Source organism: Nitrosomonas sp. sh817 (genome assembly GCF_030908545.1).
Lineage (GTDB): Bacteria > Pseudomonadota > Gammaproteobacteria > Burkholderiales > Nitrosomonadaceae > Nitrosomonas.
On the sequence record NZ_CP133083.1, the window covers coordinates 2,857,916 to 2,872,469 of the forward strand.

Below are 14,554 nucleotides of genomic sequence, written 5' to 3' on the forward strand. Positions count from 1 at the left end.
GAAAACGGTTACGCAGGATTTCCTTGTTGTTTGTCCGCTGATTGCAGCAATACCGGCAAAATAATCAGTACGCAAACGATCGTTATCAGCAAACCGATCGTCAACAACAGCCCCATGCTGGAAGTACCCTGGTGCATGGAAAACACCAGGCTGCCGAATCCAACCAGCGTGGTCAATGCGCTATAAAAAATGGCGCGCGCGGTACTGGTATGCAGCAGACTCTCATAAACAACGCCGGAACGGCTCCGGTGCACCATGTGCAAGCTACTGTCGATACCGATGCCGAGTAGCAGCGGCAACGCAATGATATTGGCAAAATTGAAAGGCAAATTCAGCAAAACGGTACCGGCGCAAGTGAACAACGCTGACAACAGTAACGGTATCAATACCAGCACCGTCGAAGCGATGCTTCTGAGCATGATCCACAGCGCCACGACAACACCCAATAGCGCCAAAGTAAACGCATGGATAAAAGCATCCACGACAGCTTCGCCGGCTTCCAGGCTAATCACCGGAATCCCGGTGGCAGACGGCGCGATTTCTTGCACGGCACGGACAAACCGGCGCAGCGCATCGTTATCATTGATGTTTTCCTGCGGGTAAACAGCAATGCGATAAACGCCGTCACTGCCCTGCCAGAGCTCCTTGATCGATACGGGTAGCGCATCTTCGCCAAACGGTTGTGCCGAAAGCGCCAATTGCAGGCGTTGAATCGAACCTGGCAGTAAGCTCAATAAATCATCGTTGAGCGCGCGAAGCACCCGGGCCTTTGTATCACCCCCATCGCTCGCATCGGAGAGTTTTTCCAAATGCAACAATAAATTCGCAAGGGATGCCTGCAATTTCCCGGCAGAATTGGCGACCACGTGCTCCGGCTGTTCATCGACTAAACGTTCAAGCGCGATTCTCAATCGATCCAACGCACCCCGCTGTTCCGCAACCGTATAGTGATCGGCGATCAGGAATGCCGTCGGTGAAAACGACACTGGCCCCAGAATCATCGCCATTTCCTCGATCAATAAACTTTTGTCTTCTTGCTGTTGCGGAACCAGATCCAGCATGCTGATCACGCTTTTAACTTCCGGCAACGCGCTGACGCGTTTCACAATCGGTTCGATTTCTTCAGAATCATTCACTAAAATATTGATATGCCAAGGAGAATCTTCGGCACTCCCCAGCAACTCCTGGAATGTCTGCACAGATTCCGCACGAGGATTATTCAAATTCAGTAAGTTGTAGTCGAATCTGATTTTCGGCAACGCCAAGATAGAAGCTGCAATCGCCGCCACGGTCAAGAAATAGATCAGTTTGCGCGAATGTCTGGGCAAATCCAATACATGATTAATGGATTGGGCCGAATCCGGTAATTTTCTTGTCTTCACCGGAAAAATTCTTTGTAACGCAGGTATCAATGTCATCGTGATCAGGAAACTGATCAGCATACCGGTGCCGGAAATCAAGCCTAGCTCTGCAACACCGCGATACGTGGTCGGCATGAAAGCATAGAAACCGATCGCTGTTGTGATCGCACAGGATAGCAGCGATTGCCCCATATCACCGCCAGTGTGATTCAACGCTTCCGAGAAAGATTGCTCAGGGTCTCGCAGTTCTTCCAGCCGCAGCAGGAAATGAATCGCATAGTCGACCCCAAGACCGATATATAGCACCGCAAATGCAATTGAAATCAAGTTGAGATGCCCGACGGCAACGGTTGCAAATGCCGCCGTCAATAATAATCCGAGAATCAGAGCGATGATCACCGTGACGATAGCGCCGGCTGAACGAAAAGCCAGCAATAACACCGCGGCCACCAGAACCAATGCCAGCAGGCCGGCATCCTGAGCTCCGTACATCGCGCTGTTGAGTTCGTCATGCGCCAATGCCACCTCACCGGTAATGCGGAGATTTTTTACCGCATCGGGGGCGAATCCCATCTTTTCGGCTTCCATCCGGATAGCATTGATGGGTTCTTCCGCGGCAAAAATTTGCGAATAGTCTAGCTTGGGTTTGGCGATAATCAGTTCTTGATAGGTACTTTTTTGCGCTTCACCGCCCAATAAGGCTTGCCAGGATAGGGCGCGGGATTGGCCCGCGATCCGGGCGTCCAGTGTCGCACTGACAGCGCTGAAGACGGGTTCCAGATCGAGTTTCCGGCCTTTGCGCAATTCCTCCGCAGCATCCGTCAGGACGGCAGAAAACGTATAAAGCGTCGGGCTTTCCGCGATACGGGCAATCAACGGCTGAGCCGCTGCCAGATAGTCGGAAATGCGGCCTAGCTCATCCAGGTCTTTAAAAAATAAACCGTTCTTCTCGAGGAATGGCTCGCCCGCCAAATAATGAATGCCGGAGAAATGCGGATGATCATTATTCAGAAAAACAGTGAATGCTTTGGCAGCCTCGTGCACCTGCTCGGGAGTAGGGGCATTCAACGCCAGCAGAAGTGTATCTTCATGCTGCGGAAATGAGTGGATATAGCGGATATGGTTTGCGCGGAAGGGAACTTCCTCGGAGAGCATATCGGTGGTGTCGGTATGAACGCCAAGATTTTCGGCGGTATAAAGCGTGCTGAACGTTGTAAGCGCCAGGATTAATAGAATAATCCAAACCGCATACCGATACGAAAAAATAACCCAGCGTGAAAAAAACCGGACGCTAAAGCTTTGTGAGCTAGGCACGTTTTACAGCGTTTGCAAAAGAATGAACAGACCTCATTGCGGATTCAGCCGGGTCGATGTGATTTTCTCCTTCAGCATATCGATTAACGCTTGAAAACCGCTGCGTTGGAGTATGGCGCGATATTCACCGCGCTTGATTGCCAGGTCGCTGACACCGTCAAATAGGATATTGGTGATCCGCCAGTGGCCTTGGTCTTGATGGAGCACATAATCAAAATTCACCGTTCCGCCATCAGACTGAGTTAACTGGCTGCGCACCAGAACCTGGTCACGTGGTAAATCGCGCTGTTCAATAATCCGGAACTGCTCGCCTTCATGATGCGTAAAACGTCCGGCATAGGTAGCGATACTGAGCTGACGAAATGTCTCCACCATCAGATTTTGTTGCGTCGCGTCTAATTGCGACCAATATGTCGCGCCCAGGATTGTCTTGATAATAAGATCGACGTCGTGGGATTGATCAATCACCGGTTCCAGGTATTTGTACCGCCCGTCGTAACCAAGTTTCTCGCCATCCTGCATGACGTGCAGTAACGATGATTGCAGGTATTGAATCACTTGTTCCGGATTTCTGGTTTCTGATTCAGCGGCACTGAGTGCCGCTGAAATCGGCAACAGCATAACCAGCATCAAGCACCACTCAAGGATATTAACTGTTTGTTTTGCTTTCATAGCGGCGGTCTTTCCAGCTCGCGCGTTCTCCGCGCCAGTAACGCAGAGCTGATGTCCAAGTCATCGCCAGATATAAAGTACCGATGACAGGCAATCCCAAACACCAGAAGGGAGAACGCTGATAATAAGTTAAGGTTGGTAAATAGGTAAAAAACATGGCAGCCCAGACCAGCAGGCACATCAGGAAAATCTCTTGTGCTGGCACAATCACAAATGCGAAAGGAGCTGCCCAAAACATGGCGATCATAATCAATGTGCAGATGAGCAGTAAGGTTATCGAATATCTTAGCTGCGTAAAAGCGGTTCGGGCAACCATCTCCCAAATCGGCTTTAATCCAGGATACCCGCGGTGACTCCGCGCGGCGCGACTGAGCCCCAAATAAGTCCGCAAGCCAGCACGTTTGATATGGGCGGCTAGCGTGCAGTCATCGATCAAGGCGTCTTGTAGGCTTGAAAAAGCCCCCGCCAATCGTAGCGCTTGGGTTTCGACTAGAATACAACCGCCTGCTGCAGCTGCTATTCGCGACGCGGGTTTGTTTGCTAATGCAAATGGATACAACAGCTTAAAAAAGAAAATAAAAGCGGGCATTAGCAAACGTTCGATAAAATTCAGCATCGGCGGCTCTGCCATCAGCGATACCAATGCAAGATTTTCTTGGCGGGCTTTTTGATGCAACGCTGAAACTATTCCCGGCGCAAGCTCAATGTCAGCATCCAGCAATAAGGTATAAGGCGTTTTGACTGCTCTTAAACCTTGCTCCAAGGCCCATAATTTACCACTCCAGCCTGCTGGCGGCGCGACGCCCGGGATAACCGTCGCTCCGCATCGGATAGCCTGCTCGGCAGTATTATCTGACGATTGATCATCAATCACGATGATAGCCATTTCACACCCTTGGGATTGAATACCGCTGAGAGTGTGCTGAATATAAGGGCCTTCATTACGGGCCGGAACAAGCACAGTAATATCCTGCAACGCTTCATTCAATACCACTGTTTGTTGAACTTCTATTTTTTCCCGGGTGCTCCAGGGTTTCCAGGGCAAAAAAACCAATGACCACCAGCATATTGCGCCAAAAATTGACAAATATAAAACTAAAACCACTCTGATTCCTGCATTCAGTAGACCAAAAAGTATGCGTAATTTTCCTGTTTACTTATTGATTACTGACACGGTAATGTCAGAGAGTTTTTTAGCAGCTTGAGTGCCTTCTGCCGCCCATTTCGGAGCGGGCTCCTCAACCATCGGTCCGGTTGTTCTGGGACCTTTGATCGAAGTTATCAGCGCCTTCCATGGATGCGTCAACGTGTCTTCAACAGCGGTGGCTTCGTATCCGCAGTGTGCCATGCATTGCGCGCATTTGGGATTATTGGCGGTACCGTATTTTTCCCAAGGAGTGTCTTCCAGAAGTTCTTTAAATGTTTTGGCATACCCTTCGTCAGATAATAAATAGCAAGGCTTTTGCCAGCCGAATACATTGCGGGTCGGATTACCCCAAGGCGTACAATTATAATTTTGATTGCCTGCCAAATAATCCAGATACAGTGCGGAATGATTTAAGCGCCATTTACGTTTCAGTTTCTTACCCAATTCAAAAATACCGCGGAACAGTTTTTTGGTATCCTGGCTTTTGATGAAAACATCCTGCTTGGGTGCTTTTTCATAACTGAATCCGGGTGCGATAGTCGCTGCTTCAACCCCGAGCTCCATGGCGTAATCAAGAAATTCCGCAACATCTTCAGGGGTTTCACCTTGAAAAAGCGTGCAGTTCACGGTAACCCGGAATCCTTTTTCCAAGGCTAATTTGATTGCTTCAACGGCCCGGTCAAAAACACCCTCCTGACAAACCGAAGCATCATGGCGCTCTTTCATGCCATCCAGATGAATGGAAAACGTCAAATAAGGAGAAGGTGTGTAGTCGTCAATTCGCTTCTTCAACAGCAATGCATTGGTACACAAATAAACATACTTTTTGCGCTTGATGATGCCGGCGACAATTTGCGGCATCTCCTTGTGCAACAACGGCTCGCCACCGGGGATCGAAACCATCGGAGCGCCGCATTCGTCAACGGCTTGCATACACTCTTCATAGGAAAGCCGCTGATCAAGAACATCTTCCGGATGAGCGATTTTTCCACACCCGGCGCAAGCTAGATTACAGCGAAACAACGGTTCAAGCATCAGCACCAACGGATACTTTTTAACCCCTCTTATCTTTTGCTTGATTAGATAAGTACCGACCGCTATTTGTTGGCGTAAAGGAACACCCATGAATATAACCTCCCAAAATACTTCAAATGCAAATGAATGACCAAAAAATTTTTGGCACGAAAAAAACCTGAAAAGCAAAGCTCGCTCAATAAGCGCTAGCAGACAAGCGATCTGTTTTTGCTACATGGCTTCTTGAATACTGAAAAAGATGCTGCAGTAAATATAAAAGCGATCTGGATTTTTTAAACATCTACAGCATTATAATTATCTGAAAAGGCATTAGAATCAGCACTCCAGACCCCACTATAGAACATGAACCCTTCCATAGCAAATATTTTATATCAGGTCAGTGGATTTATTACGGACAACTATCAAAAAAACAGATCAATCGTGACTTTTTATGGGACAAAACAACACACCAAGAACCGTGGGCTCTTGGTGTAAGTAATGCAGCAATAAAGCGTGACGTATTATTCGAACGCAACACCGAGTGTACGGAGTGTTCTTTTGGTTATTTTCCCGGGAGTAATGTCATTTTGTTTCTGGAAGCTTTCAATCGCGGCAACAGTTTTGGCGCCACTTACTCCGTCAACAGGCCCGGGATTCAATCCCGCATCCACGAGCGCTTGCTGAATTTTTTTCATCAATGCCGGGGTTGTTTTGACAATATCATCACCATCATCCGCTACTTCCACAGCAGCAACACTGGCGGATTCTTCTTCAATTGCAGCGGCAGCTTCGTCGGTTGATTCGATGCTTTCTAGACTTTGTACATCTTCAATTGGCGTTGATTCTGCAGCAGGCGTTGGCGCTGGTTCTGCCGCTGGTGTTGCGGGTGCAGTTGCTGCTTGATCATCTTTGGGAGGAAGTGGTTTTTTTTCAAAAATAGGTTTACAACCAAATAACAATCCTACAGCCAAAAAAAGCATCGTGTAAGTTGTAAATTTATTGGTTTTACTAATTCTCATTACTATTCTCCATGAAAAATTTCAAAAAAATCATTAAATTGCGTAAGCTACGCATTCCAATGAAAAGCCTTTTTATCTTCCGTCTGTTTTCGAATAATCTACGAAACCATATTCATTTAATTGTTATATTTATAGCGTCATGAACTGACGCATCATGCTGCGATGTGAACTATCACACTTTTCTAATCATAACGCAATCGAAAAAAAAATTGACTAATGAGGAGTTTAACACCACAAAAAATAAAAGAGCCATATGCTTAATTGGCGGCGGACATAGCCATATTGCCGTTATCAAGCAGTTTGGAATGCACCCGATACCAGGCGCAAGTCTAACGCTTATCAGTCCGGATGCGTTGACACCCTATTCAGGAATGATCCCAGGATTGATCGCGGGACACTATGCATTTAAGGATTGCCACATTGATTTAATGAAACTTTGCCGATGGGCAGGAGCGCAATTTGTCAGCGGTCAAATCCAAGCAATGGATCTTCAAACCAAACAGGTTGTTTGTGATCAGCATCCCCCTGTGCATTATGATTTACTGTCTATCAATACGGGCTCTCAACCGGCACTCCACCAAATTCATGGTGCTACTGAATATGGCCACCCTGTGAAACCGATAAAAAATTTTATTCAAGGATGGCAATCTTGGCTCGAATCCGACCGGAATTCCCTTCGGCCGCAGCGCGTAGTGGTAATCGGTGGAGGCGCTGCCGGGATCGAAATACTACTGGCAATGCATTACAAAATATCCCGCCGGTACCCAAAACGATCGGACTTCACGTTAGTGTGCGCCGATCGACAAATTCTCAGTACGCATAACCAGCAAGCACGGAACTTTTTTGACCGATATCTACAATCATCGGGAATTACGGTCATCCGTGGAAAGCGGGTCATAGCGATTGACCGGCAGCAGTTATTACTCGATGACCAAACTGCCCTGCATTACGACTTCGCCGCCTGGTGCATTCATGCAACAGCGCCGCCTTGGTTGAAAGAAAGCGGCATCCAATGCGACAAAAAGGGTTTCGTCCTGGTGGACCAGTATCTTCGCAGCATTTCTCATCCGGAAATTTTCACCAGTGGAGATGCGGCATCGTTTACGCCGGCTCCATTGCCCAAAGCCGGGATATATGCGGTACGGCAGGGACCGATACTGGCGAAGAATATCGCCGCGCTGATAAAGAACCAGCCGCTTTCTCCTTATAAACCCCAACGGCGCTACTTAAGCCTATTAACCACTGGTGATCGTTATGCCGTTGCTTCCTGGGGAAGTTTTTTTGTCCAAGGCAAGTGGGTATGGCATTGGAAAAACTGGATAGACCGTTCGTTTATGGCACGCTATCAGTCATCATTACCGGATAACAACACCTGAGCCGGATGCTGCAAATCGTTATAAATCCGCGAAGTTGTATACAACTGGCTAAGCATCCAGCAACGCCGCAACCAGTTTAGTTTCCAATTGCTGAAATTGCGCATTGCCATTGCGGGCAGGTGAAGGCTCCCGCCACGAGGGATTCTGCCGCAAGGTACTGATCATCTTTTGCCACTGATCCGGCAATTTTTCGGTATCCGCTTTATCCACTTGCAGCGTATCTTGCGCGGCATGACCGCGATGCATCAATTTCTTCAACAAGTGCTTCTGGCGCAAATACAAAATCTGCACCGTGGTTTCATCGGCGCATTGCCATTGGGTGCCTTTGACAGTCGCTTTAATTTCATCGCCATAGCGTTTGAAGGTGGACCAGCCGGCACCTGCCAACGCGCCCAATGCACTGGCGGCGCCGAGGCTCATGCCGCCCACCATCAAATCAATACCGGCACCGGCAGCGGCACCTTTGGCGGCCGCGCTGCCCACATCCAATCCATAAGCTTTAAGAATGCCCGGCGCGAAAATATCCAATTGCCATTGGCCATTGCTGACAGGGATATTTTGAATTGCCACATCCTTTTCCGAGAAATTGAAGATCGTTAATAAATCGTGTAGACACTGTTGTTCCGCCTTGCGGACAAATTCCTGCAGCCGGTCTTCCAGCAGTGTATTGGCGATTGCATGATTATTAACCGTTTTACTTTCACGATAACAGGCCACTTGAACAATCAGCTCAGCAATCCGCCTGGCGCCCGACAAGCACAACTGATTCCAGAGCTTAGCGCGGTAGTCGATAAGTTTTTGTAAATGATTGTAATGCGATTCCAGCAACGATTGCATTTTCTGGTACAACCGCTTCTCCGCTTCAAATGCAAAAGCGACTGTATCGAATTCCAGCGTTGTGTGCATTTGATAGGCGGACAAATATTCACGCCACTTTCCAAGTTCCCGTTCGTGACCCGCGATAAAATTGAAGACAGGGATTATCGGTTTTCCCGCTCGTGTCAGAACTTCCAGTTCCAAACGGTATTTCTCCAGAAATGGCTCTCGGACATCGATGATGTATAACAAGATGTCGCTGCGTAACACTTGGCGGATGACTTTCGCCTCTTGTTCCAACGGATCGTTGACAGTCACATGCGTAACGAATTGTTCCAGAACTTGCGGTGGCCGCAATGCCGCGGATTTTTCCTGCAGCTTTTTTATATGAGCGAATAATGCCCGGGAATCCTCCAAACCGGGTGTGTCGTACAAATTCAAAACGGGGGTATGATCGGCTGAGATGGTGGCTTGTTCCACATGCCGGGTGGTGCCCGCGGCATCTTCAATCACACCGAATTCGGTACTACGAAGCATGGTGCGGATCAACGATGTCTTACCGGTATTGGTATGACCGACCACTGCGATATTGAGTAGCGCATCAGTTTGCGCTTGCCGGGAATTATTGACAATCATGATTTATCGCGTAATAACATGTTCCGCGGGAATACCGCAAGCCTCGGCCAGCCGGAACCAAGCAAATTCACGCGCGCTCGTGACCGGCGCCGATGGTTTGTTCAGCAAAATCAACCAGGGTCTTGCATGACTGCTATCGGCCAGCTCCTTAATCGTGCGTTGTATGCCGCGATCGGGTAAGCGATGCGCGGCGACACCCAGCAGCAGAGGAACGCTTAGGCTCCTGATCATCGTGATGGCTTGCTCATGCGAATCTTGATCAATAATGTTAAGACGACAGATAACCGGTTCCGGCCAATCCGTGCTGTCGTCCAATTCCACACCAATTGCGTGCGCATTGGCAGGAATAGCAACATGTTCCGGCGGCCGGGTAACTTCGGCTGGTTTGATACCGGCTTGCGGATCGGCGTCGATGACTTCGGCTTTAACTTCGCGCGCCATCAACCGCTGACGCAATTCAATGTAATAAGGCAAATAAAGATCCAGCTTGAAGCGGCTTTCAGCCCATCGCTGCATAACCCATGAAAACCCCAGCAGCAACAGTCGCGGAAAAATTCCATAAACCAGCAAGGCGCCGATCAAAAACGCTGCCCATGCCGTGCGGGTTTCCGCATCCTGCTTACCTGTTCCGACGCGGCTTGCAATGGTTTGCGGATCATCCGGTATTTTTAATCCCAACGCTTCCAGCGGCTTACCCAGCATTTGCGTGAGTTGCGGCAAAGCGCTATCCGGCAGAATGGTCGTGCCCCAGATGAAGTTGTATTGTTTCGCCATCATAATCATGATCAGCAAAATCAACCCCGCAGTCAGGTAAACCAGCCAAAACTGGTGCGTCAGAACACTGACGCGCCATTTACCAACCGTGCCGGTTAAACAACTTTCCCACCAAGCATGCGAAGCCAGCGATTGGACATCCGGTTCTTTTTTGTGGCGGTATGGCCACCAACTGACAAATTGCGCCACGATACCGCTGCTCAAGCTTTGCAGGTTCAATGTCATGCCCGATACCCACAGCAATAGAGAAATCGAGTTAAACCCAAGCAGCACCGCGAGCAGCCAGTAGATATTCAATGTCGATGATTCGCTGACAGCCTGGCTGGCGGCCAACGCGCCTAAAACCGCCGCGAGCGTCCAGCAAATCCAGCGCGCACGGGTAAATTGCTTGTCCGGCTGCTGCAGCGCATTCTCCAATGCATTTTCCCGGATTAGCTGTTGAGCGCGGAAAGTAAGCCGGTTAACAAACTGACGATAGTTGAAATCTCCGTTGACGGAACCGGGCATGTCGCGGATACCGGCATACGATAATTGCTCCGCTTTGGCGGATTCGATCGCTCGCAATTGTTCGATGCGCACCAAATCAGCAAAAGCATACTTTTTTACAGACATTTCCCGGTTAATTCCAAATGGTAAAAATCAAAGCAGGGTGTGGCATGAGTGGGAATTCACAGTCAGAAGCAAAAGGTGTCAGAAATTAGCACAAATCAGGCTAAAATCCGCAATTAAATCTTTCAAAATTATGGCAGGAAATTTCATGAAACCGGTAGCAATTTTTAGACACATACCCATAGAAGGCCCCGGCTATTTTGCCACATTTCTCGACAACAATCATATCCCGTGGCGGCTCATTAAAATCGACGCCGGAGAAAAACCACCGGCCAGCATCGATGAATTCAGCGGCCTGGTGTTCATGGGCGGCACCATGAGCGTCAACGACGATCTGCCTTGGATCGGGCAGGAATTGTCGCTGATCCGTCAAGCGGTCGCCGCCGATGTGCCGGTGCTGGGTCACTGCCTCGGCGGACAGCTCATGGCCAAAGCACTTGGAGGTGTTGTTAGTGCCAATCCGGTCAAGGAAATGGGCTGGGGTGAAGTCACGGTGCCGGATAATGCGGTGGCGCGCGAATGGTTCGGCGATCTGACCGGCTTCAATTCGTTTCACTGGCACGGCGAAGCGTTCAGCATCCCGCAAGATGCCATCTGCATCCTATCCAGCCCGTATTGTGCCAATCAAGCCTTCGCCCTAGGCATGCACCTCGGCATGCAATGCCACGTCGAAATGACCGAGCGGCTGGTGATCGATTGGTGCAGCGTCGGCGCGGAAGAACTCGCCAGCTTGAATCAACCGTCGGTGCAAACGCTGGAAGAAATCGAGAAGAATTTGCCCGAGCGTGTAACCGCCCTGAATGCGGTGGCGGAGCAGTTGTACCGGAAATGGACGGCACATTTGAAATGAATGCGCCGGTCATTCCAGCAGATGTTCGCCCAGCAACAATTGCAAAAATTTATCCCGTGTTACCTTGGATGAATCGCGGTAAAGCTTGTATTGCGCATGCCGGTCCGGTTGCTGTGGATCGATTTCGATACCCCACAACGGTGCGGTCGTCGTCGGTAAATTGGAATAGCGCACATCGACCAGCACCTCCGGTTGTTGCGGGCGGATGGCGAGGTATCCCGACGAGAAGTGACTGAAGCGCGCGATATCCTGCGCCAGCACGGATGAAACCGGCAATCCGTTCAAATCACGTTCCAAGACGAATTTTTCAACCGATTCTCCAGGATAGACGCGCGGTTCGGAAAACAAACCGACGCGGATCGCATCGACATGGAATTGGCCGTCGAATTCATAAATCGAGCGCCACAACACCAAATTGGCAAGCGTCGGTTTGACCAGCAACCGTTCGGCGCGGTGCTCGCGTTCGGTAATCAATGCAGTAGCGGCAGTCTCGGCGCGTTGCAGCTGCACCCAGCCGAACGACAGATAGGCTGCCGCCAGCACTAGCCCGATTCGCGCTGCGGCATGACTGTATTTCTTCCATGCAACTGCGCCAGCAATCAGCAAAATCAAAGTAAAAGCCGGGTCCAGCACGGAAATGATATTCAGCGCCACGCGTTCATCGCTTGCTGGCCACAGCAGATTCGTGCCATAGCTGGTGAACGCATCCAGCACGCCGCTCAAGCAGTAACCAAGAAACGTGAACAGATACAACCGGGTAAACGGCAAGCGCTTACGCAGAAACGGCCAAAGCAGCAATGCGACAATCAAGGCGCCGAGCGGCACAAAAAACAGCGAATGGGTGAAATGCCGGTGAAATTCGATATTCAACAACGGGTCATTTTCCGATTGAATCAAAATATCGACATCCGCTGCGATACCGGCGGCAAAACCAATGCCGGTTGCGATTCGCGTCTCTTGCCGGTTTGCGCCGGACTGCGCCATCGTGGCGCCCAGTAACCCCTGAGTCAATAAATCCATAGTTATTAAGCTGATTTAACTGCCAAGAATAGAAAAATCGTATAAAATGGTGTAGGAATAAGCGATAGTTTAATTGCTTTTTCTCATTCGTCCTATGGATGAAAGTTTTCCAAGCAAACAAGGCGTTTGCAGATAACGTCGATACCAGGACAATCTCTAGTACAGATGTCCTAGATAAAAGGTTATCGAGTACTATTTTTTTAATTTAACAATTAAGTTAGCATTTCTATCGTAGTTAATAAACTATGTGTGGCTTCAAAATTCAACGGCTTTCTGTTTTTTGCTGTAAATGCTTTAACCTTAAAAAATAAAGGAGTTTCAATTATGACTTTCAAGAAAAAAACCATTTCACAAGTTGTAGCGGTTGCATTATGCGGAACATTCGCTGCAGCTACCCAAGCAGCTCCAGTTGTTATCAGCAACTTCAACACATCCGCTGCGATCGCTGACGCAGGCTATTTTTCTGCAACAGCACCGGGCGGTCTAGGCATGAATTTTATGGGCCGTGAATTTGTTAATCATGGCACCTGGGCTTCCAACTATTCTTTAAGCGTTGGTGGAGCGCTCGTTGCAGTTGCTGATGAAGCAGTTGGTGGCGATACCAGCAACCCGTTGGGTGCTGTTGCAATCCCAGTGACCGGTGCGGTAGAAGTTAACACCAACCTGCCTTTTGGCGCGAATGGCTGGACCTTTACTCAAACAGTATCGATTCCTTCAGACGGCCATGTTTCTGTCATGATCAACCTGACCAATACATCATCATCAGTTGCTAGCGATGTACTGTGGAGCGTTGGTGTCGATCCGGACCAAGGCGTTCCTTTTAACGGCGACTTTGCTACAACCAATGAAATTCTGGCAACGGGTGTAACCGGCTCCGCAGTTAAAGCAACGAGCTCTGATGGTTATTCTTTAACACTGCAAAACACTACCAGTGCTGGTGCAAATGCTATTGGAGCTTATGTTGATACGGTATTCGGCAGCTGCTGCTCTCCAATCGATCCAGCATTCATTTTCGCACAAAACCAAGGTGTCGGTGGTTACGGTTTTGCTGATCATTCCATCAACTTGGCATATGATCTGGGCGATATTCTCCCAGGTCAAACGGTTACCTTCGGTTATGAATACATCATGGCCGTTCCAGAACCAGAAACCTATGCCATGTTGCTGGCAGGCCTTGGTTTGATTGGCTTCTCACTGCGCCGTCGTAGTGCTTAATTAGATACAATAGAAGCTAATAAAAAATTACAAGCCGCAGAGATCACTCTCTGCGGCTTGTTTTTTTGTAGTTGCTCCCAGGATCCGCTATTTCTCCAGCAAATAATCAATAGCAATGTTCGGCGTTAAAATCTTAGGTTGATCGCGTGCTGTTTCATTAAAAGACGGCAGAATCGTCTCAAAAAACGGAAGTATTGAATTGGTTGATCCACTGGTATGCGTGAAACCGCGATTGCGGATTATTTTTTTCAACCTAAAAATAGATTCAGCCGGGCTGTATTCCAAAATTAAGGTATTGGTGAAAGTAAAAATGAGACTGGTGTTGAACGATGAAAGCGGATTTCTTCTTGCACTCAAATCGGTAAATAGTGAACTGACAACGATTAATAAGTCTTTACCATTAAAAAAAGCGGTTGCAGCTATCGAATCTAGCGGTTTCGGTATTCCGTCAAATTCGGGAATCCCGGCGTAACCAATCGCAGTTTCGCTATCGATACATGTCACCGGGTTGTTATCGATAACTCTTGGAATCCCACCGGTTAAATTGAGCCGATACATCCCGCCGCCAACATCTTCTATTACCTCGAATCTGCTCTGAACAACGACGCTACTCGGCGTAGGATCATTCGCATCCGTCGCATTCAAACATTTAAATCCGCTGTATACAATACTGGTCGCTGAAACATTCCCATGAAATAAGCATGACACTAAAAGTAGTATTAACGGTGATT

12 protein-coding genes are annotated in these 14,554 nt (G+C 48.7%); 3 read left to right on the top strand and 9 right to left on the bottom strand.

Annotated elements, in window-relative coordinates; translation table 11 throughout:
* Positions 1-8: 8 nt before the first annotated feature.
* The 5 genes from RBH92_RS13570 to RBH92_RS13590 all read right to left on the bottom strand — a co-directional run bounded on the left by RBH92_RS13570 (position 9) and on the right by RBH92_RS13590 (position 6,527).
* Positions 9-2,675: an MMPL family transporter gene (locus RBH92_RS13570; RefSeq protein WP_307932529.1), complete on the bottom strand. Its 2,667-nt coding sequence runs from the start codon at positions 2,673-2,675 to the stop codon at positions 9-11.
* Between the two features lie 33 nt (positions 2,676-2,708).
* Entirely contained in the window at positions 2,709-3,347 is a 639-nt protein-coding gene (locus RBH92_RS13575; protein ID WP_307932530.1) for an ABC transporter substrate-binding protein, read from the bottom strand.
* On the bottom strand, positions 3,325-4,452 hold the full coding sequence (locus RBH92_RS13580; RefSeq protein ID WP_307932531.1) for a glycosyltransferase: 1,128 nt from the start codon (positions 4,450-4,452) through the stop codon (positions 3,325-3,327). Before RBH92_RS13580 ends, RBH92_RS13575 begins: the two co-directional genes overlap by 23 nt.
* A 48-nt stretch (positions 4,453-4,500) precedes the next feature.
* Positions 4,501-5,619 (bottom strand): adenosyl-hopene transferase HpnH, encoded by a 1,119-nt coding sequence (hpnH, locus tag RBH92_RS13585; RefSeq protein ID WP_307932532.1) that lies wholly within the window; start codon positions 5,617-5,619, stop codon positions 4,501-4,503.
* 410 nt (positions 5,620-6,029) lie between these two features.
* Positions 6,030-6,527: a peptidoglycan-binding domain-containing protein gene (locus RBH92_RS13590; protein ID WP_307932533.1), complete on the bottom strand. Its 498-nt coding sequence runs from the start codon at positions 6,525-6,527 to the stop codon at positions 6,030-6,032.
* Positions 6,528-6,832: 305 nt separating this feature from the next.
* Between RBH92_RS13590 and RBH92_RS13595 the strand changes: the two genes are divergently transcribed.
* The gene (locus RBH92_RS13595; RefSeq protein ID WP_307932534.1) at positions 6,833-7,903 is read left to right on the top strand and encodes an FAD-dependent oxidoreductase; all 1,071 of its coding nucleotides are present in this window, start codon (positions 6,833-6,835) and stop codon (positions 7,901-7,903) included.
* A gap of 48 nt (positions 7,904-7,951) precedes the next feature.
* Here RBH92_RS13595 and RBH92_RS13600 read toward each other — a convergent pair whose 3' ends face one another.
* Both RBH92_RS13600 and RBH92_RS13605 read right to left on the bottom strand, forming a co-directional pair.
* Entirely contained in the window at positions 7,952-9,355 is a 1,404-nt protein-coding gene (locus tag RBH92_RS13600) for a GTPase/DUF3482 domain-containing protein (RefSeq protein ID WP_307932535.1), read from the bottom strand.
* A gap of 3 nt (positions 9,356-9,358) precedes the next feature.
* Positions 9,359-10,741, bottom strand: a complete 1,383-nt coding sequence (locus tag RBH92_RS13605) for a DUF2868 domain-containing protein (protein WP_307932536.1) — start codon at positions 10,739-10,741, stop codon at positions 9,359-9,361.
* 145 nt (positions 10,742-10,886) lie between these two features.
* On the opposite strand from RBH92_RS13605, the gene RBH92_RS13610 reads away from it, so the two are divergent.
* Entirely contained in the window at positions 10,887-11,588 is a 702-nt protein-coding gene (locus RBH92_RS13610) for a type 1 glutamine amidotransferase (RefSeq protein ID WP_307932537.1), read from the top strand.
* 9 nt (positions 11,589-11,597) lie between these two features.
* On the opposite strand, the gene RBH92_RS13615 is transcribed toward RBH92_RS13610, so the two are convergent.
* On the bottom strand, positions 11,598-12,608 hold the full coding sequence (locus tag RBH92_RS13615) for a metal-dependent hydrolase (RefSeq protein ID WP_307932538.1): 1,011 nt from the start codon (positions 12,606-12,608) through the stop codon (positions 11,598-11,600).
* 249 nt (positions 12,609-12,857) lie between these two features.
* On the opposite strand from RBH92_RS13615, the gene RBH92_RS13620 reads away from it, so the two are divergent.
* Complete coding sequence (locus RBH92_RS13620; protein WP_307932539.1) at positions 12,858-13,823, top strand: PEPxxWA-CTERM sorting domain-containing protein; 966 nt, start codon at positions 12,858-12,860, stop codon at positions 13,821-13,823.
* Positions 13,824-13,910: 87 nt separating this feature from the next.
* On the opposite strand, the gene RBH92_RS13625 is transcribed toward RBH92_RS13620, so the two are convergent.
* On the bottom strand, positions 13,911-14,468 hold the full coding sequence (locus RBH92_RS13625; protein WP_307932540.1) for a hypothetical protein: 558 nt from the start codon (positions 14,466-14,468) through the stop codon (positions 13,911-13,913).
* Positions 14,469-14,554: the final 86 nt, after the last annotated feature.

What these genes read in the sequence shown, in the direction of transcription:
- RBH92_RS13610 (WP_307932537.1), top strand. Translation starts at nt 10,887, where the DNA reads ATGAAACCGGTAGCAATTTTTAGACACATACCCATAGAAGGCCCCGGC.
- RBH92_RS13605 (WP_307932536.1), bottom strand. Translation starts at nt 10,741, where the DNA reads ATGTCTGTAAAAAAGTATGCTTTTGCTGATTTGGTGCGCATCGAACAA.
- hpnH (WP_307932532.1), bottom strand. Translation starts at nt 5,619, where the DNA reads ATGGGTGTTCCTTTACGCCAACAAATAGCGGTCGGTACTTATCTAATC.
- RBH92_RS13595 (WP_307932534.1), top strand. Translation starts at nt 6,833, where the DNA reads ATGCACCCGATACCAGGCGCAAGTCTAACGCTTATCAGTCCGGATGCG.
- RBH92_RS13575 (WP_307932530.1), bottom strand. Translation starts at nt 3,347, where the DNA reads ATGAAAGCAAAACAAACAGTTAATATCCTTGAGTGGTGCTTGATGCTG.
- RBH92_RS13600 (WP_307932535.1), bottom strand. Translation starts at nt 9,355, where the DNA reads ATGATTGTCAATAATTCCCGGCAAGCGCAAACTGATGCGCTACTCAAT.
- RBH92_RS13615 (WP_307932538.1), bottom strand. Translation starts at nt 12,608, where the DNA reads ATGGATTTATTGACTCAGGGGTTACTGGGCGCCACGATGGCGCAGTCC.
- RBH92_RS13590 (WP_307932533.1), bottom strand. Translation starts at nt 6,527, where the DNA reads ATGAGAATTAGTAAAACCAATAAATTTACAACTTACACGATGCTTTTT.